The sequence below is a fragment of the Streptomyces yangpuensis genome, from assembly GCF_001005295.1.
Classification (GTDB): domain Bacteria; phylum Actinomycetota; class Actinomycetes; order Streptomycetales; family Streptomycetaceae; genus Streptomyces; species Streptomyces yangpuensis.
Window position 1 is genome coordinate 683,683 of the sequence record NZ_LBMK01000003.1, and the last position, 25,690, is coordinate 709,372.

Below are 25,690 nucleotides of genomic sequence, written 5' to 3' on the forward strand. Positions count from 1 at the left end.
ATCCTACCCGGAGAATTGGATAGAGCGCTCGTTCTAGTTCCGTGCTACGGTCGCATCAAGCGCTGGATAGAGCGTTCGTTCTAGTCATTCACTCCTGGGGGAGAGGTCCGTGAACAGCACCAAGAACAACAAGAACACCAAGGTCACCGTGGTCGGCCTGGGCCCGATGGGCCGGGCCATGGCCGCCGCCTACCTCGACGCCGGCTACGAGGTCACCGTGTGGAACCGCAGCGCCGGCAAGGATGCCGAGCTCGTCGCCCGCGGCGCGCGCAGCGTGGCGGACATCGCCGGGGCCGTCGCCGCGAGCCCGCTGGTCGTCCTCAGCCTCATCGACGTGGAGGCCATGTACGGCACCCTCGGCGACACCGACCTCACCGGCCGCGTGCTCGCCAACCTCTCCTCGGACCTCCCGGACAAGGCCCGCGCGGCCGCACGGTGGGCCGAGGAGCGCGGGGCGGCGTACCTCACCGGCGGGGTCAACGTACCGCCCACCGGCATCGGCCAGGAGGGCTCCTCGATCTTCATCAGCGGCCCGAGGGCGGTCTACGACGAGCACCGCACGGCGCTCGACCTGCTCGCCGCCACCGACTACCGCGGCGCCGACCCCGGTTATGCGCAGCTCTACTACCAGCTCAACATGATCCTCTTCTGGACCGCCTACACGGGCTGGTACCAGGCGGTCGCCGTGGCCCGCGCCAACGGCCTGACGGCGTCCGACATCCTGCCCTACGCCGGCTACACCGCCGACACCATGCGCGGCTTCTACACCGGGAGCGCCGCGCTCGTCGACGCCGACGACCACCGCGGCGAGGAGGAGCGCCTGACGATGTGCGCCGCCAGCGTCGAGCACATCCTGCACACCGCGGCCGACTCCGGCGTGGACACCACGATCCTGGCCGCGCACGCCGAGCTGTACCGACGCGGGGTCGACGCCGGCTTCGGCGCCGAGAGCAGCTCGCGGCTGATCGGACTGCTGGCCGCCGAGGCGGCCTGAGCGCGGGCGGCCGGCGCCTCAGAACAGCGGCAGCTGCCCGGGGAACTCGGGCAGGACGAAGCCGTCCAGCGTCGGCGCGGAGGCGCCGATCACCACCCGCGCCCGGGATCCCGGGCAGGACACCAGATCCGCTCGGTCCCGCGGGGCGGGCGGGTCGTGGCGGGCGATGCGGCCGGCGGTGACGGCGCAGTCGCGGCCGCAGGCGGGGCAGGCCCGGCGGGGGGAGTGGGACATGCGCCAAGTCTGCCCTGCCGCACCGACATCGGTCCCGCCCGGGCTCCGTACCGGCCGGTCCTGTGCGTCCGGCCGGCCCTGTGCCGGACCTCGGCCAGGCGCGGAAGCCTCTGCTCCCTTTGAATGACGGCTACTTGTCGATGTCGCCGACCACGAAGAACAGCGAGCCCAGGATCGACACCATGTCCGCGACCAGCTGCCCCGGCAGCAGCACGGCCAGCGCCTGGATGTTGTTGTAGGAGGCGCTGCGCAGCTTCAGCCGGTACGGGGTCTTCTCGCCCTTCGAGACCAGGTAGTAGCCGTTGATGCCCAGCGGGTTCTCGGTCCAGGCGTAGGTGTGCCCTTCCGGCGCCTTCAGGACCTTGGGCAGGCGCTGGTTGACCGGCCCCGGCGGGAGCTCGTCCATCCGGTCCAGGCAGGCCACGGCGAGGTCGAGGGAGTTGTGGGTCTGGTCGAGCAGGCACTCGAAGCGGGCCAGGCAGTCGCCCTCGGTGCGGGTGACCACCTTCAGGACGTCCTGGAGCTCGCCGTAGGCCAGGTACGGCTCGTCGCGGCGCAGGTCGAAGTCGACGCCGGAGGCGCGGGCGATCGGGCCGGAGACCCCGTACGCGTGCACCGCCTCGGCGGACAGGACGCCCACGCCGCGGGTCCGGCCGCGGAAGATCTCGTTGCCGTGGACCAGCTTGTCGTAGACGTCCATCCGGGTGCGTACATCGGCGATCGCGGCACGGGCCCGGCCGAGCCAGCCGGCCGGAAGGTCCTCCTTGAGGCCGCCCACGCGGTTGAACATGTAGTGCATCCGGCCGCCGGAGATCTCCTCCATGACGGCCTGGAGCTCCTCGCGCTCGCGGAACGCGTGGAAGATCGGGGTGATCCCGCCCAGTTCGAGCGGGTACGAGCCGAGGAACATCAGGTGGTTCAGCACCCGGTTCAGCTCGGCCAGCAGGGTCCGCATCCACACGGCCCGCTCGGGGACCTCCATGCCGAGCATCCGCTCGACCGCCATGACCACGCCGAGCTCGTTGGAGAACGCCGACAGCCAGTCGTGCCGGTTCGCGAGCATGACGATCTGCCGGTAGTCGCGGGCCTCGAAGAGCTTCTCGGCGCCGCGGTGCATGTAGCCGACCACCGGTTCGGCGGCGGCGATCCGCTCGCCGTCCAGGACGAGGCGCAGGCGCAGCACGCCGTGCGTGGAAGGGTGCTGGGGGCCGATGTTGAGCACCATGTCGGTGCTCTCCGCCGCTCCGCCGATGCCGACCGTGGTCTCCGTCATGCGGGCATTGTCTCAGTCCTACGCTGGGGGGATGGATACGGGGACGAAGGGTGAGACGGGCGACCTGCGGTGGGTGGGGCTGCCCGGCGGGCTGCTCACCATGCGGCGGACGCTGCTGGCGTTCTGGTGCGGTCTGCTCGCGGTGGCGACGGCGGTGCTGCTCGGCCTGCTCGTGGGCCCGGCATGGGCGGCGGCCGGGGGGTTCTGGCTGGTCGTGGGGGCCTGGGGCTGGGTGCTGCTGGGCCGGAACTGGCGGTCCTGGCGGTACGCGGAGCGCGCCGACGACCTGCTGATCAGCCGCGGGGTGCTGTGGCGGGAGCAGACGGTGGTCCCGTACGGCAGGATGCAGCTGGTCGAGGTCACCTCGGGCCCGGTGGAGCGGCGCTTCGGCCTGGCGTCCCTGCAGCTGCACACGGCGGCGGCCGCGACCGACGCCCGGATCCCGGGGCTGGTGCCGGCCGAGGCGGAGCGGCTGCGCGACCGCCTCGCCGCGCTCGGCGAGGCAAGGTCGGCGGGCCTGTGACCGCCGGTCCGGTGGGCGACGGGGCGGTGGGCGACGGGGCGAGCGGCCCGGGTGCCCCGGAGGCGGGAGGCGGCGGGCCGGTGGCCGAGCGGCGGCTGCATCCCTTCACGCCGCTGCGCCGCGCCTGGGTGCCGATCGCCGCGACCGTCGGCGTCCTCGCCCAGCAGGGCGACCGCGCGGCGCGCTGGGTGGCGGACCTGTCCACGCTCCTGCGACTGGTCACACTGGCCGGAGTTCTCCTGGTGTTCGGCGTGTACGGGTTCCTGAGCTGGTGGTTCACCCACTACGCGGTGACCGACACCGAGCTGCGCATCCGCACCGGGCTGCTCTTCCGCCGCACCGCGCACATCCGGCTGGACCGGCTCCAGGCCGTGGACGTCACCCGGCCGCTGCTGGCCCGGCTGACCGGTGTCGCCAGCCTGCGGCTCGACGTGATCGGTGCCGAGGAGAAGGACCAGCTGTCCTTCCTCGGCGAGAAGGAGGCCGTCGCCCTGCGCGCCGAGCTCCTGGCCCGTGCCGCGGGCTTCGCCCCCGAGGAGGCGGTGCGCCTGGGCGAGGCACCGCAGCGCGAACTGCTGCGGGTGACTCCGCGCGAGCTCGCGGTGTCGCTGATGCTCAGCCTCGGCGTCTGGGCGGCCCTGGCCGGCGGGATCGTCGCGCCGTTCTTCGTGTGGTGGATCAGCTCCAGCCCGTGGGCGGCCGTCGTCACCCTGCTCCCGATGCTGGGCGCGGTGTGGGCGGCCACCGTCGGCCGCTTCCTCACCGAGTACGACTGGCGGGTCGCGGAGTCCCCGGACGGGCTGCGCCTGGACCACGGAATGCTGGACCGGGCGCACGAGACGGTGCCGCCGGGGCGCGTGCAGACCGTCCGGATCGTGGAGCCGCTGCTGTGGCGGCGCAGCGACCGGGTCCGCGTGGAGCTGGCCGTGGCCGGATCGAAGAACGAGGTCCTGGTGCCGGTGGCCTCCCGGGCCGACGCGTACGCCGTGATCGCCCGGGTCCTGCCCGGGGTGGATCTGGCGGGCCTGTCCTACTCGGGCTCCCCGGACACCGGATCGCGCTGGGTGGTCCCGGTCTGGTGGAAGGGCTACGCCCTGGCGCTGTCCCCGGAGGTGTTCGCCGCCCGGCACGGCCGCCTGTGCCGCCGTACGGAGATCGTCCCGCACGCCAAGGTGCAGAGCGTCCGGTTCACCCAGGGCCCGTGGGCCCGCGCCCGCGGTGTCGCCGACGTCCACGTGGACACCGGCGCGAACGGCACGGTGACCGCCCGGCTGCGGCCGGCCGCCGAGGCCGCGCAGCTCCTGCACGACCAGGCCGCCCGCTCCCACACCTCCCGCGCCACGGCCCGCCCGGACCGCTGGATGACCTCGCCGGACCCCGATGCCTGACCCTGCCCGAACCGGCCCCCGCCGGGCCCGGGCCCCTCGGCCCGCGCCCGGCGGGGGCTATCCGGCGCCGCCGCCCGCGCGGACCAGGCCCGTCTCGTAGGCCAGGACCACGACCTGGACGCGGTCGCGCAGGCCCAGCTTGGTCAGGATGCGGCCCACGTGGGTCTTCACCGTCGCCTCCGACAGGACCAGCCGCGCCGCGATCTCGCCGTTCGACAGGCCCTGCGCCACCAGCAGCATGACCTCGCGCTCGCGCTCCGTCAGCCGCTCGATCTCCTTGTTCTCCGGTTCCTGCGTCGTCGTCGGCAGCATCGGGGCGAAACGGTCCAGCAGGCGCCGCGTCGTCGACGGGGCGACCACCGCGTCCCCGCTGTGCACCGAGCGGATGGCGCCCAGCAGTTCGGCCGGCGGCACGTCCTTCAGCATGAAGCCGCTCGCGCCCGCCTTCAGGCCCGAGAAGGCGTACTCGTCCAGGTCGAAGGTGGTCAGGATGATTACCTTCGGGTGCTCCTCGGGCTCGCAGATCCGCCGCGTCGCCTCGACACCGTCGAGCCTCGGCATGCGGACGTCCATCAGCACCACGTCCACCTTCGTGGCCCGCAGCACCTCCAGAGCCTCCAGCCCGTCACCCGCCTCGGCGACGACCTCCATGTCAGGCTGGGCGGCGAGCACCATGCGGAAGCCGGTGCGCAGCAGGACCTGGTCGTCGACCAGCATCACTCGGATGGACATCAGTTACCTCGTCCTCGTCATCTCTTCTTCAGGGGCAGCAGTGCGCTGATCCGGAAGCCGCCACCGGGCCGCGGCCCCGCGTCCAGGGTTCCGCCGACCATACCGATCCGCTCGCGCATGCCGATCAGCCCGTGCCCGGCGCCGTCCGCGCCGCCGTCCTCGTACAGCTCGTGGGCCGCGCCCCTGCCGTCGTCCTCGACCAGCAGGCCGAGCCCGTCGTCGAAGTAGACCAGCCGGACGCTGGCCTTCGCTTCGGGGCCGCCGTGCTTGCGGGTGTTGGTGAGCGCCTCCTGCACGATCCGGTACGCCGTCAGCTCGACCCCGCTGGGCAGCGGCCGCGGCGCGCCCTCGACCTCGAAGTCCACCGTCAGCCCGGCCGCCCGTACCTGCTCGACCAGGACCTCGATCTGCTCCACGTCGGGCTGCGGCACGTAGTCCTCGGACTCCTGCGGCTCGCCCGTGCGCAGGACGCCGAGCAGCCGGCGCATCTCGGCGAGGGCCTGGCGGCCGGTCCCCGAGATGGTCTGGAGGGCCTCCTTGGCCTGCTCGGGAGCCACGTCCATGACGTACGCGGCGCCGTCCGCCTGGACCACCATCACCGAGACGTTGTGCGCGACGACGTCGTGCAGCTCGCGGGCGATCCGGGCGCGCTCGGCGGCCACGGCCACCTTGGACTGGGCCTCGCGCTCCTTCTCCAGCCGCTGGTTGCGCTCGACCAGCTGGGCGTAATAGGCCCGCCGGGTGCGCAGGGAGTCTCCCAGCACCCAGGCCAGGACGAAGGGGACGATCATGAAGACGGCGAAGAGGACGTTGTCGACGTCGCTGGTGCCCTTGTCCACCCCGTACCGCAGGAAGTAGAGCGGAGCGGCCACCAGCCCCCAGCCCAGCGCGGTGCGTGAGACCCAGCGCGGGACCTCGCTCGCGGCGACCGTGTAGAGGATCACGAACATGGCGATGTCGTAGAACCCGGCCACGATCCCCGCGGCCAGCTGGAGCAGGCCCGCCCCGAGGGTGAGCCAGAACATCGCCTGCGTCCACCTGCGGCGCAGGGCCAGGGCCGTGCTCAGCGCGATCACCACGGGGACGGCGACGATCTTCAGGGGCTGGCTGATGTCGGGCTCGCCCGTGACGTTCAGCATCGAGACCCCGAAGAAGAGCACAGCCCAGAAGCTGTCGACGCCCGTCGGGTGTCTGCGGAGGAAGTCGTAGAGGCGCTGCACGTAACCCAGAGTAGGGAACGGTGATAGGTGCTGGAGTCAACCAGAGGTCCGAACCTGACACCGGGGACATACTCCCCAAGGTGGAGGGTGAGCATAGCCTTCGGTGATGAGCACTCCTGGTGGACCCGGCGCGGCGGTCCGGTGGCGCAGCGCGATGGAAGCCGCGCTGTACGGGCCCGGCGGCTTCTACGTACGTCCCGCGGGCCCCGGTCCCGCCGGCCACTTCCGTACCTCCGTGCACGCCTCCGCCCTCTATGCGGCGGCCGTGGCCCGGCTGCTGCGGTGGGTGGACGCGGAACTCGGGCACCCGCGGGAGCTCGACCTCGTCGACATGGGCGCCGGGCGGGCCGAACTGCTGTCCGGGGTGCTCGCCGCGCTCGACCCGGAGACGGCGGCGCGGGTGCGCCCGTACGCGGTGGAGCGGGCGCCCCGGCCCGAGGGGCTCGACCCGCGGATCCGCTGGACCGGGGAGCCGCCCGAGGGGGTGACCGGACTGCTCTTCGCCAACGAATGGCTGGACAACGTCCCCCTCGACATCGCCGAGGACGGGCACTACGTACTGGTCGCGCCGGACGGCACGGAGAGCCGCGGCGGCCCGCTGGAGGACGCGGACCGGGCCTGGCTGGAACGGTGGTGGCCGGGCGGCGGCCGCGCGGAGATCGGCCGCCCGCGCGACGAGGCCTGGGCGGCGGCCACCCGGACCCTGGAGCGGGGCCTGGCGGTGGCGGTGGACTACGCCCACACCCGCCGGGCCCGGCCGCCGTTCGGCACCCTGACGGGATTCCGGGGCGGCCGGGAGGTCGCGCCGGTCCCGGACGGCGGCTGCGACGTCACCGCCCATGTGGCGCTCGACGCCTGCGCCGGGCCGGGAGCGGTCCTGCTGACGCAAGCCGAGGCCCTGACCGCCCTCGGGGTCTCGGGCACCCGCCCTCCGCTCGCCCTGGCCTCCTCGGACCCGGCGGCCTACGTACGGGCCCTGGCCTCGGCCGGTGAGGCGGCGGAGCTGACCTCCCCGTCCGGGCTGGGCGCCTTCGGCTGGCTGGTGCAGCCGGTGGCGGTGCGGGCCTGGCCGTGGGGCGGGCCCGGCGGGATCTGACGCACACGGAGCGCGAGAGCGCCCCTGAGGTCTCCTGGCCCTGAGATCTCCTACAGCCGCTTCGCGCTGCGCAGGGTCGTCGCGTAGTAGCCGTTGCCGTCGAGGCGCGAGGTGCCGCCCTTGTCGCCGATGGTCGGGCCGTTGGCCTCCTCCCGGCTGGAGATGAAGATCTTGTGGCCGTCGGTGTCCGTGCCCAGGTAGATGCCCGTGTGGTCGAGGCGGTCCCCGGTGCGGGCGTCGAGCTTGAAGAACAGCAGGTCGCCCGGCTGGATGACGTCGATGTTCACGGGCCGGTCCTGCGCGCCGACGCCCTTGAGGGGGAGGACGTCGGCGCCGAGGGGGGCGCGGGCCATGCCGTTCGCGGTGCGCGGCAGGCCGGAGCCGGGCTTGTCGCCGGACAGGAGCGGGTACCGGGCGCGGTAGCCGAAGACGGTGCGGACGAAGCCGGAGCAGTCCATCGACCGGTACCGGGCGGTCTGGGGCTGCTTCTTGGTGCCGTCGCGGAAGGTGTACGGAGTGCCGAGGTAGTCGTAGAAGTCCGACTGCTCCAGGCGCAGGTCGTTGCCGGCCGAGCCGTTGGGGTTGAGCGGCCCGAAGGAGGCGTCGCCCGCGTACGAGGTGCCCTGCGCGTCCTTCTTCACCGGAGCCTGGTCGCCGTACTGGAAGGCCATCGCGAAGATGTCGTCCTCCTGGCTGCCGAAGTACTTCTTGAACCACTCCTTGAACCACGACTCGTTCTCCGCGCCCGCCTTCCACGGCTCCGGCATGAGGCGTACCCAGTTCTCGGTCACGACCCGTGCCGTGGTGTTGGCCGGCTCGGTGAAGGTGCGGCTGGGCCCGGTGAGGGTGGCCGTGCGGGCGCCGTCGGTGAAGGTGGCCAGCACCTGCCCGCTGCCGTCGCGCACCACCGACCGGTCGGGGCTGGAGAGCCGTTCCCACTGGTGGGCACCCGCCTGGCCCGAGCCGGCCATGACGTGTCCGTCGACGACCTGGACGGCGGGCGCCTTGGCCTGCTCCTGCGCGCGGAGCGTGTAGGTGAGGTAGCCGCTGCCCGCGAGCAGGGCGATCAGGGTCGCCGCGTGCAGTGCGGAACGTGTGCGGCTCTTCGACTTGGCGGTCATGCGGGGGGCTCCGGAGCGGTTGGGGAGGGGCGGCGCGGTCACAGCACTAGGCGGCCGGCATGACGCCGAGCAGGATGCCGGCGGTCAGCACGACGTACGTCATGAGCGTGGTGCTCCCGGTGGCGAGCAGGGTGGCCCCCTTCGGCTGGCGGACCAGCTGGTAGCCGATCAGGCCGGGCACGATGAAGCCGAGGGTCTGGTTCGCGTAGAGGAGGGGGAACTCCATCTGGAGCACGATCACCACGGTGGCCTGGAGCAGGACGCCGAGCAGCACGACGGCCGCGAACAGCCGCTTGCCGTAGAGGATCACGAAACGCTGCACGACCAGCGTCAGCGCGTACGTCGCGACGGTCACGCCGACCACGAGGGCGGCTCGCTGGAGATCCTCCAGGAGGGTCAGCGCGAGCCAGCCCGGGGTGATCATTCCGCCGGGCGAGAGGTTGGTGGTGAGGTAGCAGACGAGTGAGAACAGCAGACCCAGGGCTATGCCGATCGCGGCGATCTCGGGGGTGAGGACGGCGGGGATCAACGGGGTTCTCCTGGAGTGTGCCGTTGCCCCTGCGGGGGGCTCGGGTGGATCTGCGGCCGCGGCTGCGGCGGTTGCTGCGGCCAGGCCGGTACGGGCGTGGCGGCGCGGATGCCGTACGCGTCGGGGGCGGGGCCCTGCGGGTGCGGGCCTCGCGGGCGCGGGGGCTGCGCGTGCGGGTCCTGCGTGTGCCGGACCTGGGCGTACGGGCTCCGCGTGTCCGGGCCCTGCCCGTACGGGTCCTGCGTGTACGGGTCCTGCGCGTGTGGTTCCTGCCCGTGCCGGTCCTGGGCGTACGGGCCCTGCGTGTGGGGGTTCCGCGTGTGCGGGACCTGGCCGTGCGGGCCCTGCGGGTTCGGGACCTGGGCGTGGGGGCTGCGCGTGTGGGGGACCTGGGCGTACGGGTCGGCCTCGTACGGACTTCGCGCGTACGGGTCCTGGCCGTACGCGGTGTCGGCGTGCGGGGGGAAGGGCTGGTCGGCCCGGACCGCAGGGTCGGCCTCCGGCGCGGGGCCGCCGTCCTCGGAGTCGGCCGCCTCGTCCGCCGGCAGCTCGGCGAGGTGCTCCAGCAGCACCTCGCCCTGACCGTGGATGTTGCCGATGGCGACGAGTGAGGAGCTCGGGCCGAGGTGCCCCAGCAGCTCCTGCATGAACTCCTCGCCGTCGCGGTGGTCGCCGCCGAGGTCGACGGCGCGGTCGCGCCACTCGGCCGGGATCGCGTCGATGGCGCTCTTGGCGGGGTGGCCGATCACGAAGACCTTGTCCGGCCGCAGTTCGGGGATGATCGCGCCCATCTGGCCGTTGCGCTCGACCCGGTCGGGCCGGCAGTTGATCACCACGCTCAGAGGGCGGTCCACCGCACCCAGGTCCAGCAGCTGGTTGATGTTCATCAGCGTCGACTCGGGGTCGTTCGCCGCGAAGACGTTGGCGAACCGCAGCCGCTTCCCGCCGGGGGCCAGGTACCGCTCGACCGAGAGCACACCCGGGTCCGGCGGGGCCTCGTACATCCCGCGCAGGGCGGTCTCCCGGTCGACGCCGAGCAGCTCGGCGACCAGCAGCGCGATGGCGACGTTCTCCTTGAAGGTGAACCAGCTGAAGCCGCGCAGCTCCTCGTCGCTGACGGTGTCGGGGTCTGCGTAGAGCAGCCGGCAGCCCCGGGCGTCGGCCTCCTCCTGGAGGACGTCGAAGCGCTCCTTCTCGGCGGTGACGCAGATTCCGCCGTACGGCATCGACCGGGACAGGGAGCGCGCGATGTCGTCGAGGGTCGGGCCCATCTCGGCGACGTGGTCCTCGCGGACGTTGCACAGGACGCCGATGGTCGACTGGATCAGCTTGGACTGGTTGATCTCCTGGAGCGCCGGCATGACCGCCATGCACTCCATGACGAGCGCGTCCGGACGGTAGGCGGAGGCGCGCCGCACGATGCCGATCTGCTCCACGACGTTGGCGATGCCGAACTTGCGGTAGACCGGCTCCTCGGTGGCGTCGGGGTGGATGAACCGGGCTGCGGTGCCGGTGGTCTTGGCGACGGTGGTCAGACCGCCGCCGCGCAGCGCCCCCGCGCACAGCCGGGTGATTGAGCTCTTGCCGCGGATGCCGTTGACCAGCACCCGGTTCGGTATGCGGTGCAGGCTGGCGAAGTGCCGCCGCTGTTCCACGATGCCCGCGACGAGCATGATCGCGCAGCAGGCGAGCAGCACGCAGTAGAGGAAGAGCACGGGGGATCAGTTCCTTCCGGCCGGTGCGGACGCTCGCCCGCCGGCCTGCTTGCGCTGCTGCTGGAGCTGCTGGCGGATGATCTCCAGGCTCCGTGTCACGGCGCCCACCTCGTCGTGGTTGCGCGGGTACAGGACGGTGCGGCGGTCGCCGTCGGCGAGTGCCTCGGCGCGCCGGGCGAGCTCGCGCAGCGGGGCGACCACGATGATCTGGAGCCAGCCCAGGCAGGCCGCGCCGACCGCGAAGCCGAGCAGGCCGGCGAGCACGGTGCGGTTCTGCAGGCTGTACTCGTGGATGGCCAGGCCCTTGGCGGACTGCCAGCTGACCACGGTCCAGTCCAGGGGCTTGGCGGCGCCGCCGCCCACGAACGGTGCGGCTGCCGCGATGACATGGTCGCCGCCGCTGCGGTACAGGACGCTGCCGGGCCGCGGGGCCATGCCGACCTTGAGGGCGGAGCCCTCGACGAGGGCGTCGAGCCGCTCGTCGCCGAGCTTCTCGAAGGCGCGGTAGCCGTTGTTGGAGGCGATGACCCGGTGCTGGGAGTCGACCACCCGGATCTCCCCCAGGCCCGGCCGCTTGAGCAGCGAGTTGAGGAAGTCGATGCGCAACTCTCCGACGACCGCCGAGCCGCTGTCGCCCGGGAGCTGGGCGGTCGCGACGACGACCGGTTCGTTGCCGCCTTCGTGGAGGGCGATCGGCTCCTTGCGGGGGCCCTTGGCACCGGTGGCCTGCGGTGCGCCGCCGGCCTGGGCGAGGACCTTGCCGCCGGCGTCGAGCACGTAGAGGGAGTCGTAGCGCAGGTGTTGCCGGGCCGTGCGTTCCAGGACGGCGGTCATGTGCTGCCGGGGCGTGTCGTCGCCCATCAGCGAGGCGACGGACTGCAGGTCGGCCTGGCCCTCGTTGAGGGCGCGCCGGATCCGGTCGTTGAGGGTGTCGGTGCGCTCCCGCTGGTCGTTGACCAGTTGTTGCGGTACGACGACGTCCGCGCCGGCCCGGTTGACCAGCAGGCCCAGCGGCACGCACCAGGCCAGGAGCAGGATCCCGCACAGGGCGAGGAGGGTGCGGGCGCCCGTACGGCGCTTGCGCCTGCCGGAGGGAGCGGGCGGGGGTGCGTCCTGGTCCGCCAGCTGGCCGCGCAGCCGCTCCAGGGCGGCTGCGATCCGGGCCGCCTCGCTCCCGCGGGGGACGGACACCGGCCGGGTCAGGTCCCCGCGGGTCAGCCGGCGGCTCTCCAGGAACAGGGTGATCAGCGGCCGCTGCACGGTGCCGACGAGCAGAGCGACGACCAGGGCGCCGACCAGCAGCAGAGCGCCGGCCAGCACCAGTCCGGCGAAGGCGTCGGAGGTGCGGGCGGGGTTCTGCGCGACGTTGACCATGGCGACGACGGTCAGTTCCAGGCTGGTGGCGCTGGTCCCGACGCCGGGTTCGGGTCCGGCGAGGCGGGCGTAGCCCGCGGCGGCGCGTTCACCGCCCCATTCGCCTCCTGTCAGGCTGCCGCTGACACCGGGGAAGCCGCCGGATCCGGGCTCCTTCGTGGTCAGGGGGTTGGCCTTGGTCCGCTTCGCCGCGGTCTTGGCGAAGGAGCGCAGCTGCTTGGTGTCACGTTTGACGTCGGCGCGCTGGAGGTCGGTGAGGACCATCTCGGGCTCGGGGATGCCGTCGTTGCTGAGCACCGTGCCGTCGGAGCCGACGACGGCGATGGCACGGAAGTTGCCCAGGCTGATACCGGGGAAGCGCAGGCTGCTGGAGGCGACCAGCAGCTGTTGGGGCTGGTCCTTGAAGGACAGCAGGGAGAGGGTGAGCAGCCGGGTCTCGCCGTTGGACAGTTTGACCATGCGGGGGGCCAGGCCGCCCTCGCCGGCGAGCCGGGTGCGGTCGATCGCGGTGAGGGGGAGGTTCTCGCCGCGGGCGGCCAGCAGCCGGCCCGAGCTGATCTCGACGACCGCGGTGCCGCGCCACTTCTGGTAGACGCTGCCGATCTTGTCGAGCACGGCGTCCGGGGGCACGGGCTTCCCGGTGGAGAAGAGGGCCGCGGCCCGGTCGAGGTCGGTGACGCTCTCGTCCAGCGAGGCGCGCAGGGCGACCGCGCCGTCCTCCGCGAAGTGCTGCTGGGAGGTGAGGACGGCGGCGGGCAGCCGGCCCTCGCGGACGCTGCCCAGGGTCACCGCGGTGAACCCCGCCAGGGCGAGCAGCAGCACCGACAGCACGGTGATCGGCGGCCTGATGCCGCCGAGCAGCGACATGTCGGCCCTGCGGCCGGCCTTGCGCCGCCGCGTGCTGCGGGGTGCGGCCACGGCTGGTGGTCCTTCCTGGGACGGTTCGGAGAGCGGGGAGGTCGTGCGTTCGCCTGCTGGTGTACGGGGCGGGGTCACCCGGGCAGCCCCCGCAGGGGGCGCAGCCCGTCCTTGCCGGCGCCGCGGTTGAGCATGGTGCCCTGGGTGCGTTCGAAGGCCAGGCGGTAACGGGCGCGCTGTTCCGGCAGCAGGCCGCTGTCGCCCCGGAGGGCCTCCACGACATCGACCAGCCGGTGGTCGCGTACCGGTTGGGCGCCGGGGGCGGGCAGCTCCGATCCCGGGGTGCCCTCGGGGTCCGGCGGGATGTCGGTGAAGGTGGGCACGAAGCGGGCCTGTACGTCCCACGTGCCGTTCTTCTCGCTGAACTCGAACCAGCCGATGGCGCCCTCCTCGGTCAGACCGCTGGGCACGTCGTGGCGGGCGAGCTGGTTGCCGAGCCCGTAGGCGACCCATGTGCCGTCGACCTTCTCCATCGGCTGCACGACGTGGGCGTGGTGGCCGATGACCAGGTTGATCCCGGTCTGCTTGGCGATCTTGCGGGCCAGTTCCAGTTGCGGGTTGCTCGGGTTCGGCTGGTGTTCGCGGCCCCAGTGGATGGAGAGGATCACGACCTCGGCGCCGGCCGCGCGGGCCTTCTTCTCGGCCGCGGCGATGGCCTTGAAGCTGGTGAGGTTGGCCAGCCATGGCTTGTCCTCGGGGACCTTGCGCCCGTTGAAGCCGAAGGCGAAGGAGATCTGGCCGACCTTGACGCCGTTGACGTCCAGGATCAGGGGCGTGTCGTGCTCCTCCTGGCTGCGGGCGGATCCGGTGTGCTTGAGGCCCTCGCCGTCCAACGTGTCCAGGGTGCGGAACACGCCGTCCGGTCCGTGGTCGAGGGTGTGGTTCGAGGCCGTCGAGCAGGTGTCGTAGCCGACGTTCTTGATCGCCTTGGCGATCTGCGGCGGGACGAGGAAGTCGGGGTAGGTCTGGAAGGGGCCGTTCGGCTTGCCCAGGACCGGCTCCATGTGGCAGATGCCGAGGTCGGCCTTGCTGATGACCGGTTCGACCCCCGCCATGATCCGGTCGAAGTCGTACCCCGTGTGTCCGGCGGCCCTGGCATCCCGGGCGGCCTGGTCGGTCAGCTGCGGGTGGATGAGGATGTCGCCCGCGGCGGCCACGGTGAAGGAGCGGCCCGCGCCCTTTGCACCGGAGCCCGCCGCGTCGCCCGACGGCCCCTGGTTCTCCTGCGGGCCGCCGAGGAGGCCGCACCCCGCGAGCGCGAGGCTCAGCGGGAGGGCGAGGAGCACCGCGCGGGTCAGGGCGGGGGCCGAGCGGGGAGGGGCGATTTTCACTCGGCTATTTTCAGCCAGTGCAGACTGTTGAGTTCACAAAGGGCATAACGATTGGTGCGATCTTGTGCGGCGTGATCGCGGGCCTGGTGGCTTACGTCACTTTTGAACCAGGCAATTCCGCCGAAAGGGCCGTCACCCGCTCTGCGCCCCCTGTGGCGGAGGACATAGATCTGCTGGACCGTGTCACCCGCTTCGCCGGGGAGTTCGGCGTGACGGGCGGTTACCGCACGCCCACGCAGCCCGAGAAGGCCCTCATTGTCGAGGGCGTTTCCAGCCTTCTTGACGGGAATGTCGACATGGCGCGCAGCCGGCTGGCCGAGGTGGACTACAGGCTCGACACCTTCACCGACACGGCCGGCGGGCGCCGCCTCGCGGAGGTCTCCGACGCGGCGGGCCGGTCCGGCAACCGCGGCTGGGGCCGCGTCTACGTCGACCTCGGCGCGCCTCCCCGCTGGTCGGTCCAGGTCCCGCACCCGGTCGCCGACCAGGGGACCGAGCGGCTCGGGGCCAGGGTCCTGCGCGGCGCCCCCGGCGGGGTCATGGTCATGGCGGGGGCCCACCGGACGGCGGGGTCGGCGGCCGGGTCGGGCGCGGCGGAAGCGGAAGGCGCGGGCGACGAGGCGGACGACGGGGGTGAGGGGAGCCCGGCCGACATGGCGCACCGCACCGACTCGGTCTTCCACGCCGTGGTCGCCGAACTCACCAGGCGAGGCCTGCCCGGCATCCAGCTGCACGGCTTCGCCGACGACTCCGTCCCCGGCAGCGACTCCGTCGTCTCCACCGGCGCGGGGAGCCGGGCGGTCCCGGACGCCGAACGGCTGGCGGACAGGCTGGCCGGCCAGGACGTCGCGGTGTGCCGTGCGTGGTCCGCCCCGTGCAAGCTGTCGGGCCGGACCAATGAGCAGGGCCGGCTCGCCGCCCGGCACGGGACCCGCTTCCTGCACGTGGAACTGAGCAGGACCCTCCGCTCCGGCTCCCGGAGGATGGACGAGACCGCCCAGGCGATCACGTATGTCACCACGCGGTGGTCGCGGGACACCCGTTAGGTGCGGCGAGGGGGCCGGGATCCCGTGAACGGGATCCCGGCCCCCTCGGCCGACGGTGTGCGACTACTGCGTGACCTCGTCGTGGCCCGTGTGGAGGCCGCCGCCACCGCCGCTGCCGCCGGGGGTCGGCGTCGAGACGACCGGCTTCGACAGCGGGGCGAGGTCGTGGGCGTAGTGGCCGACCGCGTCCGCGATGATGTCGACGTTGATGTCGAGTGCCTTGTGGTCGATGTTGGTGATGTCGTCACCCTTGCCGTGGTAGTTCACGTCGTAGGCGACACCGGCCTGACCGCCGAACTTCGCGGCCTCCTCGGGCGTCTTGATGCCCTCGGCGCCGGTGAAGGTGCCGCCGGACGGGATGCCGACCTCGATGAACGGGCCGTAGTCCGAGCGGCCGGAGAAGTCCGTGCCCGCGTGCGGGATGTTCTTCGAGTCGAGGAAGTCGGTGATCCCCTTCTCCAGCTGGGCGGAGCCCTCCGGGCCGGGGCCCGCGCCGACGCCGTCCGAGTCGTCGCCGTCGTAGACGAAGTACGCGGCGTTCGGCGAGCCGATCATGTCGAAGTTCAGGTAGAGCTTGATCTGCTTCTTCTGCGCGTCCGTCAGGCCGCCGACGTACGCCTCGGAGCCGAGCAGGCCGAACTCCTCCGCCGACCACCAGGCGAACTTGACCTTGTTCTTGACCTTCTTCTGCTCGCTCGCGAGCCGCTGGGCGACCTGGAGGATGCCGGCCGAGCCGGAACCGTTGTCGTTGATGCCCGGGCCGGCCGCGACCGAGTCGAGGTGTGCGCCGAGGAAGACGGTGTTGTTCTCGTCGCCGCCCTTGGTCTCGGCGATGACGTTGAAGGTCTTGCGGTTCTCGCGCAGCTCGCGGATGTCGAGGGTGAGCTCGACGGGACCGGCGGCGGCCTCGGCGGCCAGCTTCTCACCGTCCTGCTGGGTGATGCCGCCGGTCGGGACCTTGCCGACGGTCGGGTCGCCCAGGGTGCCGTTCAGGGCGCCCGCGGTGTTGTTGTAGATGACGGCGCCGACCGCGCCGGCCGCGGCCGCGTTGGCCTGCTTGGCCGCGAAGGTGCAGCCGCCGCGCTTGACGAGGGCGATCTTGCCGGTGAAGGCGCCCGCGGCGAAGTCGCCCGGCTCACAGCCGTTCGTCCCGTCCGCGTCGACCGGGGCGACGGCGACCTCGGCCGTCACGCCGCCCTCGGGGGTGCTCGTCGTGTACGTCATCAGGTGCACCGGGATGTCGCGCCCGTTCGCACCGTTCACCGTCAGCTTCTCGGCGAGTGCCTCGACGTAGACGAAGTCGAACTCGTTGCGGGTGACCGTGTAGCCGGCCGCCTTCATCACGGCCTCGACGTACTTGGCCGACTGCTCGTGGCCCTTGGAACCGGCCGCCCGGTTGCCGTTGTTGTAGTCGGCGATCGACTGCAGGACCTTGAGGTGGTTGAAGGCTCCCTTGCCGGTCGCGTCCTTGACCAGCTTCCGGGCCAGCGCGTCGCCGCGGGCGGCGTCGCTCTGCGGGCTGGTGGCGCCGGCCGGTCCGGCGAGCAGCAGCGGTGAGGCGAGGGCCGCGGCTGCCAGGGCGGCGGTTGCTGCGGCTATACGACGTGAGGGCATGAAGGTCCTTCCACGACTGGGCGAGCAGAGCAGAGCGGAGCAGGGCAGGGCAGAGCTGGACAGGGCGGAGCTGGGCACGACGGGCGGAACGAGGTGGATCCGGGCACGACGGGCGGAGCAGGGCACAGCACGGCGGAACGCGACGGACCGGACGTGCGGACGCGGTGCGCGTTACGTGGGCGAACAGTGAGCGCACGTTAGACAGCAAGTGGCCATCATGGCCAGAGTTTTCGCTGATTTCGGTTTATGAATTCCGTATATCGGTGACTCTGGGCCGGTCAAATCCAGCCAACCACCTGCTGGTTGGTGCTACCGGAGGATGCCCTCGATGAAGTCCGCGCCGATACGGGCGACCGTACCCAGATCCAACTGGTGCTGGGCATAACGGCCTTGCCTTCGCGTATGCATCAGACCGGCCCTTTTCAGGACCGCCAGGTGCCGCGACACCTCCGGCGCGGTGATCCCGTGCACGTTCGCCAGCTCGCTCGTCGTGTACGGGGCCCGGGCCAGACTCCGGCACAGCATCATCCGCATCGGGTGCGCCAGGGCCCCCATCCGCAGCTGGAGCAGCTCCACCGAGCCCGGCCCGGAGGCCGGCCCGGGGGTGCCGAGCGGATAGTGGACCACCGGCCGCCAGTCCGGTGCGTGCAGCACCAGCAGATGCGGCCAGCCGAAGTTGGTCGGTACGAAGACGAGGCCGCTGCCTATTCGGGGATCGGTCGCGGTCGCCGTCCCGTGGACCATCTTGTCGGCCGTGATGGTGGTGAGGCCCTCGTCGACGCTCAGGGCCGTCGAGACGTCCTGCAGCGCGGCCGCCAGGCCCCTGCGGCGCAGCAGCTCGGCCTTGTGCCGGGCGTCGGCGCTCTGCCCCGGCTCCAGGCGCTCCCACGTCTGCGCGAAGAACGCCTCGTCGCAGTCCTCCAGGAGCCGCCTGAGCCACACCCGCACGGCCGCGGTGTCGTCCAGCAGCCGCACGGAGAAGTCCAGCTGGCGCGGCCCGCGGGCGGCGGCCAGCTCCAGCGCCCTGGCCCGGGCCGCCGGGTCCTTCAGCGGCGAGGGCCCGCCGCCCTCGTTGTAGAGCGCCAGCCGGCAGTGCTCCAGCGCGGCCCCCACGAACCGCTCGTCGTCCAGCCGGTCGAGTACGTCGAGCTCCTCGGCCAGCGTCGCCGCCGGCAGTCCGGACCCACCGGGGATCCCGGCGAAGGGCATGAAGATGTCGGAGAAGGAGCTGCGCCACAGGAAGTCGGCCTCCAGCAGACGGTCCGCGAGACACGGGTCGAGCGAGGCTGAGGTGGCGGTGGTCCAGGAGCTGAGCCGCGGGTGGTGGGCCGGCTGCGAGAGCGCGTGCAGGGCCATGCAGAGCTCCGCGAGCGGGGAGGGCGCGAAGACGATCCGCTCCGCGGGGAGCCCGGCGATGTCGATGGTGACGCTCATCGGGCCATTCTGTCCGTTCCCGCACTTCGGGGGCGTCCGGCCCGGGCGCCCGGCGCCCGCCGTACGGGTGGCCGCGCGGGCCCCGGCCGGGCCGCCGGACGAGTGATCGTCACGCCCGGGGCGGCCGCCGCCCGGGACGGTTGACGCGGAACGTCAACCGTCGTGCGCGACGGGGCCGACGGGGTGAGGGTGTAGTCATGACAGCGATCGAGCAGTACCTCATGGACACCTACCGCGCGTCCCAGCACGGGGACCCCATGCCCCCGCCGCCCGGACGCGACGACGTGGCCGTCGTCCGCGCGGCCCGCTCCTACCAGCAGTTCCGGGCCGTCCTGGACGGCGGCGAGGCCCGCCACCCCTGGAGAGCCGCCTTGCGCCGGATGCTGACCCGCCCGCACCCGTGCTGAACCTCTCGTGCGGCGCTCTCCGGCTTCTTCAAAGACTCCGGACCACCCGAGCCCTGCCTTGCGTGCGGAAGCCGAGTGCGTGGCGGTAGATCTCGGGCATGCGGTAACGACCGTCAGCGTCTCTGGCCAGTGCACCCCACTGCTCCAGGGCTTCGACATCGTCGGCCGTCAGTTCCACGTCTGCCGGGTCGAAGGGCATCTTCACGGAGTCCGAAAAGGTCGACATGCGCCTCAGTAGCGTTCCCAGACGTGGATTCTCCTGGTTGATCTCCTCCACTTTCGCCCGGCTGCACGCGTTCAGAGCGCGGCGCATGGCCACCGGGGTCAGCAGTCTGTCCGGCCATTTCGCGTCACCTACGGAGGCGCCCGCCGCTTCGCAGAGGAAGCGGACGATGTCGCGAGCCTGAATCTGTTCGTTGAAGTCCGCGAGGGCGGCCGGAACCCATCGTTCCGCCCACGCCTCGCGGGAGTTGTCGGTCCCGAGTTTCGCGCCCCAGAGGGGGAGGAGCGCCCGGACGATCTCGTCGTAGCCCATGTCGGCGATCGGAAGGGCCGTGGTCGGCAACGCCTCTGCGTTCATCGCCACCCACAGTGACAGCCGGAGGGCGTCCTCGGTGTCCCAGCTCAGCTCGTAGGGTGCGTAGCGGTCGAGGAACTGGCCGAGGTTCTGCCTGATCGCCGCGCGAACCAGGTCCTGTCGCACGAAGATCACGAGTCCGAGCGAGCGATTGCGGAGCCGCCGGAGCCAGGACGGAACCTCGATCAGCAGCGTTCGCAGCGCGATGCGTCTGGGTTCCGCCTCCAAGGACTCCAGCCAGTCTTCCAGGCCGTCGATGACGAAGAGGCAGGCTCCGGAAGTGGCCGTGGTCCGCTCGATGAGAAATTCCTCAGCGGGTGCACCTCGTTCGGCGCCTGCCGACCACGCCAGACATTGCAGCCAGCGCAGCCGCCAGAACTCCGGATCCTCGGACCGCTCGTCCTTGAGGCCGGCGTTCAGGTGGCCTCGGATCTCGTCCGCGGTGATCCCCGGCTCTCCGGCCGCACGGTCTCTGAGCTCCTGCGTCGACGCCACGCCTGCCTGAGGCTCAGCGATGTTGGCCGGGTCCAGAACGGGGACGACGATGGCGCGCCGTTCGGCATTCTGCCCGTTCTCCCGGGCGAACCCCTCCCAGGATCCAGCCGCGCACATCCTGGCGAAGGTGAATGTCTTGCCTGCGCCTTTCGCGCCGACGACAACCGCTACCGGAAGGTCGGTGCTGTGATCCGCGATGAGTCGGCGCACCGGCTCAGTGGTGAGGAACCCGAGCCCCGAATCCATACCGCGCTGCTCGGCGAAGACAAGCCGGCGTGCGGTGCTCTCCAAGGCACGCCGGCTTTCGTCCAGAGTGGCCCGCTCCCCGGAACGCGCCGGGGTCGCCGGTACGACGCTTGGGGCGAATTCGGCGAGCAGACCGGGAAGTCCGCAGCGTCGGATGACTTCCACCACCGCATCCCAGCTTCGCGGAAGCGCCAGCAGCTCCTCGCGGAAAGGACTCAGCACAGGCTCGGTCAGGACCTGCTCGTCCACTGCCAGATCCTCGGGCGAGTACTCGGCGGTAGGTGCGCCAGGCAGGACGATCGTGGACGACAGAGCCGCGGCGAGTCCCCTGCGGGCCTCTTCGGCATGGGCGTCATGGATGTCGAGCCGGTACTGCGTCACAATCGCGGCAGGGGTGGGATCCGTTCCCACCACCGCCGGGGACTGAGCCCCGAGCTGCCTGATCATGGTCTCGGTGCCCTGGAGGGACTGACTGCTGATCGTAGTGACGAACACCCGCATCACTCGGGGGTCCAACAGGATGGGCGCCGCCAGTTCCGAAGCTCCGGCACGCAGGTCCAGTACGACGGTGTCGGCCTCGGCGGCATTCGCGAGGGCCACCAGGGACTCACTGAGGAAGTACGGTGAGCGGTCCTCGGTCAGCAGATCGGCGGGACCGATCCGGGGCGGCCCGAGCCGCAGGCGCCTGCTGGCCGGCAGGACAGTCACCCGTCCCGTACCCGGATAGCGGGAGACCCGCTGGTTGGGCAGGTAGGCGGCGGCGATTTCCACCGCCTGTGTGGGGTCCCCCTGCCGTGAGGAGTGCAGGAGGGCCAGGAGGTCCTCGTACGCGATGTCGCAGCGGCCCCCTTGCGCCTGATACATCCAGGTGATGCCGGGCGCCTCCAGGTCGGCGTCGACGAGAAGGACGTGCTGGCCTTGGGATGCGAGGAGGTCGGCCAGGGCCACCGCGTGCAGTGTGCGTCCCACGCCGCCCTTGAATGAGTGGAAGGCCGTGAGCTGCTTGTCACCGGCGAACTGCGAGACCTTCGGGCGGGGAAGCGCCTCGCTCAGAGCCGAGGTGACACGGCGTTCGCTGAGCTTGGGGCGGCGGTCGGGGAGTGCGCCGGAGTCGGCGGCTTCGACCAGACGCACGGGAAGCGCCTGGGGCGCGATGGCCGTAGGGCGGTCCAGGGCGAGTTCCAGGCCCATCCCGTGTTCGGCGGTGGACCCGAGGCCGAACTGCCTGTCCAGCCAATCACGGACAGTAGCGGTCTCGGTGGCCGGGAGGACTGTCAGCTCCAGCCCGTCCCACCAGGCATCGACCTCCAGCAGCCACTGCGGCCACTGGCCCTCCACAGCTGCTTCCGCAAGTCGGGAGTCGATGTCGACCCAGGTGAAGAGCTTGCCGGTCATAGCGCTCAAGATCCCTTCCTGGCGTCCTCCACCAGTGACTTCAGAGCTTCCACCGCCGCTTTCTGATCATCGGCGCGCAGTTCTGCACCATAGCGCCATGCCTCATGCAACTCGTGGCTCTCGATCCAGGTGCCGCTCTTGTGCCGGTGGCAGCGCAACGGGTCCGGCCCCGGAGCGGGGTCCTGGAGGTTCAAGGCCTTGGCCAGACGGCGCAGATTGTGCGTCCGCAGGTCACCGGGCAGGGCGGAGGTGTCCTCGCAGCGAAGAACCCAGCGCAGCACCTCGGCCTTCAACCCGCACTCGGCAGCGTAGAAGAGCAGCAGTCCGCTGACCGCGTTCTCTCCCGCCTGCTCGGCGGCCTCCCCTTGCTTGGCGAGTCGATCGCGGCTCCGGCGTAGCTCGCTCACCCCCACGTCCACCATCGCGCCAGGCTACTGGCCGAGAGTGAGGGCACAGGTGGTTTTCCCAAGACCCTGTCCGCCTGGAGCGTGAGGAGCCTTCCTCAAGCGGTGCCGGAGTCCTTCACCGCTCGGAGGAAGGCGGACCAGGCGGCCGGGGAGACGGTGAGGTGGTCCTCGCCGGGGTCGGCGCTGCCGGCCACCTTCACGGCCCCGTCGCGGGTGGCCGCCGCCACGTGGACGCAGGCTTCTCCCTCCTGGCAGAACGACGACTTGCGCCAGCTGGGCCGAGTCATGGGGACATCTCCGTTCACAGGGCGCGCAGGATGCTGTGGATGAAATCCCGGCTCTTTCCGCGTGCGAGGGCCGCGCCCTCCATGCGGTCCAGAAGCAGCCGGTACTTGGCGAGCTGGGCCTCGGCGTCGACCAGCGCGGGGCCGTGGGACTGGTCGAGGTGGACGGTGTCGAGCTGCGGCACGGGCCCATGGACGTAGTAGATCGACTGGCCCGACCCGGGAAAGGAACCCGCGTCGAAGGGGATCACCAGAATCCGGACATGGCTCAGCTCCCCCATCTCCAGCAGGTGGGCCAGCTGGGCCTTGACGACGCGGTGCCCGCCGAACTTCATCCGCAGGGCCGCCTCGTGGATGATCGCGGTGTACGGGATCGGGTCGTCGCGGTGGAGTACCTCCTGCCGCTTGATGCGGTGGGCCACGCGCTGCTCCACGTCCTCCTGGGGCAGCGGCGGCAGCACGTGCCCGAAGATCTCCCGGGCGTGTTCCGCTGTCTGCAGCAGGCCGGGCACGTGGACGGTGTAGGCGGCGCGCAGCGCAAGGCCGTGGTGCTCCAGCTCGGCGAGGTCGAGGAGGCCGGGCGGCAGGATCCCCCTGTACTGCTCCCACCAGCCCTTCGTGCGGTCGCCTGCCATGGCGGCCAGTGCGTCGATGAGCAGGGGGTCACAGACGGAGTACACCTGCGCCATGGCGTGGACGCGTTCGGGGCTGACTCCGAACCTGCCGGTCTCCACATTGCTCAGCTGGCCCTGGCTGGTGCCGAGTTGACGGGCAGCCTCGGTCGACGTGAGCCCGGAGCGCTCGCGCAACTTGCGCAGCTCAACGGCGACGCGGATGCGTCGGGCCGTCAGTGCTACCCGCCCCGCCATCGCACTCCCTTCCGGCGACTGTCTCACTCACACGAGCGAAGGAACGCCTGGATCTCCCAGCATTCGCGCAAATAACACTTGCGCGCCCCTAATCTGGGACGCAGGCCACCCCGCCCGGAAGTACCCCGCTCGACGGAGCGGCACGGTCACCGGGCAGCACGCGCAATGCGACCAACACCCCTCCGTGATCGGAGACTTCCATGCCTGCCACCGTATCTCCGTCGTGGGCCTACAGCCTGCAACTCCCGCAAGATCCCCGCGCCCCCGGTCTCGCCCGCCAGACCCTGCGGTCCGTGCTCCGGACGCATGCGATGAGCGCCTCGTGGAGACGGCCGAACTGCTGGCCGGTGAGCTGCTCACCAACGCCTACCTCTACTCCGACGGTCCGTACACCCTCCGGCTCCGGGCCATGGGGTCCACCCGGCTGCGTGTCGGCGTCTGGGACAGCAATCCGCACATCCCTGCGCCCTTCGGAGCGGACTCTCCCGTCGCGGCACCGCCGTCGGGCGCCGAGCGGGGCCGCGGGCTGTTCCTCGTACGGGCGTACGCCGCGAACTGGGGCGGCTATCCGCTCGGCGGGACGGGGCTGTACGGGGACGCCGGGGGAAAGCTGCTGTGGGTCGAGGTCCGTGCCTGACGGGACCGGGACCGCACCCCGCAGGGCACGGCCCCGGTCCCGGCGGCGTCACTCGAAGTTCGGCGCGTTGCGCTGGTACACCAGCCGCAGCCCGATCAGCGTCAACCACGGCTCGTGGTCGTCGATCACCGACGACTCGCCCAGCACCATCGGGGCCAGACCGCCGGTCGCGATGACCCGGACGTCCTCCGGATCCCCGTGCGGCCCGGCCAGCTCCTTGGCCATCCGGGCCACGACCCCGTCGACCTGACCCGCGAAACCGTAGATCACGCCCGACTGCATCGCCTCGACCGTGGACTTGCCGATCACGTGGCGCGGCCGGGCCAGCTCGATCTTGCGCAGCTGGGCGCCCCGTACGCCGAGCGCCTCCATCGAGATCTCTATCCCCGGGGAGATCACCCCGCCCACGTACTCGCCCTTCGCGGACACCGCGTCGAAGGTGGTCGCCGTACCGAAGTCGACCACGATCGCCGGGCCGCCGTACAGCTCGACCGCCGCGACCGCGTTGATGATGCGGTCCGCGCCGACCTCCTTCGGGTTGTCCATCAGGATCGGCACGCCCGTCTTGATGCCCGGCTCCACCAGCACCGCCGGCACGTCTCCGTAGTAGCGCCGGGTGACCTCGCGCAGCTCGTGCAGGACCGACGGCACCGTCGAACAGATCGCGATGCCGTGGATCCCGTCGCCGAGCTCGCTGCCGAGCATCGGGTGCATGCCCATCAGGCCCTGCATCAGCACGGCCATCTCGTCGGCCGTGCGCCGCGGGTCGGTCGAGATGCGCCAGTGCTCGACGATCTCGTCACCGTCGAACAGGCCCAGGACCGTGTGGGTGTTGCCTACGTCGATGGTGAGGAGCACCGGTTACACCGCCTCGCGCAGATCGAGACCGATGTCCAGGATCGGCGAGGAGTGGGTCAGCCCGCCGACCGCCAGGTAGTCCACACCGGTCTCCGCGTACGCCCGGGCGGTGTCCAGCGTCAGCCGTCCGGAGGACTCCAGCACCGCGCGGCCGGCCACCAGGGTGACGGCCTCCTCGGTCTCCGGGACCGTGAAGTTGTCCAGCAGGATCAGGTCGGCGCCCGCGTCCAGGACCTCGCGGACCTGGTGCATCGTGTCGACCTCGACCTCGATCGGGACCTCCGGGAAGGCCTCGCGCACCGCGGTGAAGGCCTGCGCGACCCCGCCCGCGGCGACCACGTGGTTGTCCTTCACCAGCGCCGCGTCCGACAGCGACATGCGGTGGTTGACGCCGCCGCCGCAGCGGACCGCGTACTTCTCCAGCGAACGCAGGCCCGGCGTGGTCTTGCGGGTGTCGCGGACCTTGGCCTTCGTGCCCTCCAGCACGTCCGCCCAGCGGCGGGTGGCCGTCGCGATGCCCGAGAGACGGCACAGGATGTTCAGCGCGCTGCGCTCGGCCGTCAGCAGGTCACGGGTGCGGGCGCGGACCGACAGCAGCACCTCGCCGGCCTTGACGGTGTCGCCGTCCTCCGCGTGCCGCTCCACCTCGAAGGCCTCCGTGCACACCACGGAGAACACCGCCTCCGCGATGCGCAGGCCCGCGACGACACCGTCCTCGCGGGCGACGAAGTCGGCGATGGCCTCGGCGTCCTCGGGGACCGTGGCCACGGTGGTGACGTCCACGCCGCCGTCGAGGTCCTCGGAGAGCGCCATGTGGGCGATGTCCTCGACCTCGATGGGGTCCAGTCCCGCGTCCGCGAGCAGCTGGGCCAGCGCCGGGTCGAGGCCGCTCTCCTCGCCGTCGCCGCAGGCGCAGTCGTCGCCGCAGCCGCCGTCGTTCTGGTCGATGAGGGGAAGTTCGGGGGTGCTCACG

The 25,690-nt window shown here is 71.6% G+C and carries 24 protein-coding genes; 7 read left to right on the forward strand and 17 right to left on the reverse strand.

Annotated features, from left to right (window positions below):
- The first annotated feature begins 166 nt into the window (after window positions 1-166).
- The gene (locus tag AAT21_RS18395) at window positions 167-994 is read left to right on the forward strand and encodes an imine reductase family protein (RefSeq protein WP_046778460.1); all 828 of its coding nucleotides are present in this window, start codon (window positions 167-169) and stop codon (window positions 992-994) included.
- A gap of 18 nt (window positions 995-1,012) precedes the next feature.
- Here the strand turns inward: AAT21_RS18395 and AAT21_RS18400 are convergent, their stop codons facing one another.
- The gene (locus tag AAT21_RS18400) at window positions 1,013-1,228 is read right to left on the reverse strand and encodes a hypothetical protein (RefSeq protein ID WP_046777919.1); all 216 of its coding nucleotides are present in this window, start codon (window positions 1,226-1,228) and stop codon (window positions 1,013-1,015) included.
- A 130-nt stretch (window positions 1,229-1,358) separates the two neighbouring features.
- A complete protein-coding gene (locus AAT21_RS18405; protein ID WP_046777920.1) occupies window positions 1,359-2,501 on the reverse strand; it encodes an NADH-quinone oxidoreductase subunit D in 1,143 nt (380 codons plus the stop codon).
- Between the two features lie 31 nt (window positions 2,502-2,532).
- On the opposite strand from AAT21_RS18405, the gene AAT21_RS18410 reads away from it, so the two are divergent.
- Both AAT21_RS18410 and AAT21_RS18415 read left to right on the forward strand, forming a co-directional pair.
- Complete coding sequence (locus AAT21_RS18410; RefSeq protein WP_046777921.1) at window positions 2,533-3,024, forward strand: PH domain-containing protein; 492 nt, start codon at window positions 2,533-2,535, stop codon at window positions 3,022-3,024.
- Window positions 3,021-4,412, forward strand: a complete 1,392-nt coding sequence (locus AAT21_RS18415) for a PH domain-containing protein (RefSeq protein WP_079025783.1) — start codon at window positions 3,021-3,023, stop codon at window positions 4,410-4,412. The genes AAT21_RS18410 and AAT21_RS18415 overlap by 4 nt, the downstream gene beginning before the upstream one ends.
- A gap of 57 nt (window positions 4,413-4,469) precedes the next feature.
- Here the strand turns inward: AAT21_RS18415 and AAT21_RS18420 are convergent, their stop codons facing one another.
- Window positions 4,470-5,144, reverse strand: coding sequence for a response regulator transcription factor (locus AAT21_RS18420; RefSeq protein WP_030656452.1), 675 nt, complete (start codon window positions 5,142-5,144; stop codon window positions 4,470-4,472).
- A 17-nt stretch (window positions 5,145-5,161) separates the two neighbouring features.
- Window positions 5,162-6,364, reverse strand: a complete 1,203-nt coding sequence (locus tag AAT21_RS18425) for a sensor histidine kinase (RefSeq protein ID WP_046777922.1) — start codon at window positions 6,362-6,364, stop codon at window positions 5,162-5,164.
- A gap of 106 nt (window positions 6,365-6,470) precedes the next feature.
- Between AAT21_RS18425 and AAT21_RS18430 the strand changes: the two genes are divergently transcribed.
- Window positions 6,471-7,460, forward strand: a complete 990-nt coding sequence (locus AAT21_RS18430; RefSeq protein WP_046777923.1) for an SAM-dependent methyltransferase — start codon at window positions 6,471-6,473, stop codon at window positions 7,458-7,460.
- Between the two features lie 50 nt (window positions 7,461-7,510).
- Here the strand turns inward: AAT21_RS18430 and AAT21_RS18435 are convergent, their stop codons facing one another.
- The 5 genes from AAT21_RS18435 to AAT21_RS18455 all read right to left on the reverse strand — a co-directional run bounded on the left by AAT21_RS18435 (window position 7,511) and on the right by AAT21_RS18455 (window position 14,442).
- Entirely contained in the window at window positions 7,511-8,581 is a 1,071-nt protein-coding gene (locus AAT21_RS18435) for a C40 family peptidase (protein WP_046777924.1), read from the reverse strand.
- Between the two features lie 46 nt (window positions 8,582-8,627).
- A complete protein-coding gene (locus tag AAT21_RS18440) occupies window positions 8,628-9,110 on the reverse strand; it encodes a poly-gamma-glutamate biosynthesis protein PgsC/CapC (RefSeq protein WP_030028214.1) in 483 nt (160 codons plus the stop codon).
- The gene (gene pgsB, locus AAT21_RS18445; RefSeq protein ID WP_046777925.1) at window positions 9,107-10,825 is read right to left on the reverse strand and encodes a poly-gamma-glutamate synthase PgsB; all 1,719 of its coding nucleotides are present in this window, start codon (window positions 10,823-10,825) and stop codon (window positions 9,107-9,109) included. Before pgsB ends, AAT21_RS18440 begins: the two co-directional genes overlap by 4 nt.
- A 6-nt stretch (window positions 10,826-10,831) precedes the next feature.
- Window positions 10,832-13,066: a HAMP domain-containing protein gene (locus tag AAT21_RS18450; protein ID WP_046778462.1), complete on the reverse strand. Its 2,235-nt coding sequence runs from the start codon at window positions 13,064-13,066 to the stop codon at window positions 10,832-10,834.
- Between the two features lie 125 nt (window positions 13,067-13,191).
- On the reverse strand, window positions 13,192-14,442 hold the full coding sequence (locus AAT21_RS18455; protein ID WP_235439023.1) for a CapA family protein: 1,251 nt from the start codon (window positions 14,440-14,442) through the stop codon (window positions 13,192-13,194).
- 158 nt (window positions 14,443-14,600) lie between these two features.
- Between AAT21_RS18455 and AAT21_RS18460 the strand changes: the two genes are divergently transcribed.
- The gene (locus AAT21_RS18460) at window positions 14,601-15,494 is read left to right on the forward strand and encodes a hypothetical protein (RefSeq protein ID WP_052757864.1); all 894 of its coding nucleotides are present in this window, start codon (window positions 14,601-14,603) and stop codon (window positions 15,492-15,494) included.
- 63 nt (window positions 15,495-15,557) lie between these two features.
- Here the strand turns inward: AAT21_RS18460 and AAT21_RS18465 are convergent, their stop codons facing one another.
- Together AAT21_RS18465 and AAT21_RS18470 are read right to left on the reverse strand one after the other, a co-directional pair.
- The gene (locus AAT21_RS18465; RefSeq protein WP_046777926.1) at window positions 15,558-17,108 is read right to left on the reverse strand and encodes a M28 family metallopeptidase; all 1,551 of its coding nucleotides are present in this window, start codon (window positions 17,106-17,108) and stop codon (window positions 15,558-15,560) included.
- Between the two features lie 309 nt (window positions 17,109-17,417).
- Complete coding sequence (locus AAT21_RS18470) at window positions 17,418-18,542, reverse strand: DUF5937 family protein (RefSeq protein WP_046777927.1); 1,125 nt, start codon at window positions 18,540-18,542, stop codon at window positions 17,418-17,420.
- A gap of 197 nt (window positions 18,543-18,739) precedes the next feature.
- Here AAT21_RS18470 and AAT21_RS18475 point away from each other — a divergent pair, with 197 nt between their 5' ends.
- A complete protein-coding gene (locus tag AAT21_RS18475) occupies window positions 18,740-18,949 on the forward strand; it encodes a hypothetical protein (protein WP_046777928.1) in 210 nt (69 codons plus the stop codon).
- A 28-nt stretch (window positions 18,950-18,977) separates the two neighbouring features.
- Here AAT21_RS18475 and AAT21_RS18480 read toward each other — a convergent pair whose 3' ends face one another.
- The 4 genes from AAT21_RS18480 to AAT21_RS18490 all read right to left on the reverse strand — a co-directional run bounded on the left by AAT21_RS18480 (window position 18,978) and on the right by AAT21_RS18490 (window position 23,222).
- The gene (locus AAT21_RS18480; RefSeq protein WP_046777929.1) at window positions 18,978-21,662 is read right to left on the reverse strand and encodes a KGGVGR-motif variant AAA ATPase; all 2,685 of its coding nucleotides are present in this window, start codon (window positions 21,660-21,662) and stop codon (window positions 18,978-18,980) included.
- 5 nt (window positions 21,663-21,667) lie between these two features.
- Complete coding sequence (locus tag AAT21_RS18485; RefSeq protein WP_046777930.1) at window positions 21,668-22,084, reverse strand: hypothetical protein; 417 nt, start codon at window positions 22,082-22,084, stop codon at window positions 21,668-21,670.
- 80 nt (window positions 22,085-22,164) lie between these two features.
- Complete coding sequence (locus AAT21_RS35810) at window positions 22,165-22,356, reverse strand: DUF397 domain-containing protein (protein WP_079025785.1); 192 nt, start codon at window positions 22,354-22,356, stop codon at window positions 22,165-22,167.
- 14 nt (window positions 22,357-22,370) lie between these two features.
- The gene (locus AAT21_RS18490; protein ID WP_046777931.1) at window positions 22,371-23,222 is read right to left on the reverse strand and encodes a helix-turn-helix domain-containing protein; all 852 of its coding nucleotides are present in this window, start codon (window positions 23,220-23,222) and stop codon (window positions 22,371-22,373) included.
- Between the two features lie 322 nt (window positions 23,223-23,544).
- Between AAT21_RS18490 and AAT21_RS18495 the strand changes: the two genes are divergently transcribed.
- Window positions 23,545-23,859, forward strand: coding sequence for an ATP-binding protein (locus tag AAT21_RS18495; protein WP_327152747.1), 315 nt, complete (start codon window positions 23,545-23,547; stop codon window positions 23,857-23,859).
- Between the two features lie 48 nt (window positions 23,860-23,907).
- Here AAT21_RS18495 and AAT21_RS18500 read toward each other — a convergent pair whose 3' ends face one another.
- Window positions 23,908-24,717: a type III pantothenate kinase gene (locus tag AAT21_RS18500; RefSeq protein WP_046777932.1), complete on the reverse strand. Its 810-nt coding sequence runs from the start codon at window positions 24,715-24,717 to the stop codon at window positions 23,908-23,910.
- A 3-nt stretch (window positions 24,718-24,720) separates the two neighbouring features.
- On the reverse strand, window positions 24,721-25,689 hold the full coding sequence (nadC, locus tag AAT21_RS18505; protein ID WP_046777933.1) for a carboxylating nicotinate-nucleotide diphosphorylase: 969 nt from the start codon (window positions 25,687-25,689) through the stop codon (window positions 24,721-24,723).
- Window position 25,690 lies beyond the last annotated feature (1 nt).

Excerpts from the sequence above, each read along its gene's own strand:
- AAT21_RS18450 (WP_046778462.1), bottom strand. The coding sequence starts at position 13,066 with ATGTCGCTGCTCGGCGGCATCAGGCCGCCGATCACCGTGCTGTCGGTG.
- AAT21_RS18475 (WP_046777928.1), top strand. The coding sequence starts at position 18,740 with ATGACAGCGATCGAGCAGTACCTCATGGACACCTACCGCGCGTCCCAG.
- AAT21_RS18435 (WP_046777924.1), bottom strand. The coding sequence starts at position 8,581 with ATGACCGCCAAGTCGAAGAGCCGCACACGTTCCGCACTGCACGCGGCG.
- AAT21_RS18430 (WP_046777923.1), top strand. The coding sequence starts at position 6,471 with ATGAGCACTCCTGGTGGACCCGGCGCGGCGGTCCGGTGGCGCAGCGCG.
- AAT21_RS18485 (WP_046777930.1), bottom strand. The coding sequence starts at position 22,084 with ATGGTGGACGTGGGGGTGAGCGAGCTACGCCGGAGCCGCGATCGACTC.
- AAT21_RS18405 (WP_046777920.1), bottom strand. The coding sequence starts at position 2,501 with ATGACGGAGACCACGGTCGGCATCGGCGGAGCGGCGGAGAGCACCGAC.
- AAT21_RS18400 (WP_046777919.1), bottom strand. The coding sequence starts at position 1,228 with ATGTCCCACTCCCCCCGCCGGGCCTGCCCCGCCTGCGGCCGCGACTGC.
- AAT21_RS35810 (WP_079025785.1), bottom strand. The coding sequence starts at position 22,356 with ATGACTCGGCCCAGCTGGCGCAAGTCGTCGTTCTGCCAGGAGGGAGAA.
- AAT21_RS18490 (WP_046777931.1), bottom strand. The coding sequence starts at position 23,222 with ATGGCGGGGCGGGTAGCACTGACGGCCCGACGCATCCGCGTCGCCGTT.
- AAT21_RS18410 (WP_046777921.1), top strand. The coding sequence starts at position 2,533 with ATGGATACGGGGACGAAGGGTGAGACGGGCGACCTGCGGTGGGTGGGG.
- AAT21_RS18470 (WP_046777927.1), bottom strand. The coding sequence starts at position 18,542 with ATGAGCGTCACCATCGACATCGCCGGGCTCCCCGCGGAGCGGATCGTC.
- AAT21_RS18420 (WP_030656452.1), bottom strand. The coding sequence starts at position 5,144 with ATGTCCATCCGAGTGATGCTGGTCGACGACCAGGTCCTGCTGCGCACC.
- AAT21_RS18395 (WP_046778460.1), top strand. The coding sequence starts at position 167 with ATGGGCCGGGCCATGGCCGCCGCCTACCTCGACGCCGGCTACGAGGTC.
- AAT21_RS18480 (WP_046777929.1), bottom strand. The coding sequence starts at position 21,662 with ATGACCGGCAAGCTCTTCACCTGGGTCGACATCGACTCCCGACTTGCG.
- AAT21_RS18465 (WP_046777926.1), bottom strand. The coding sequence starts at position 17,108 with ATGCCCTCACGTCGTATAGCCGCAGCAACCGCCGCCCTGGCAGCCGCG.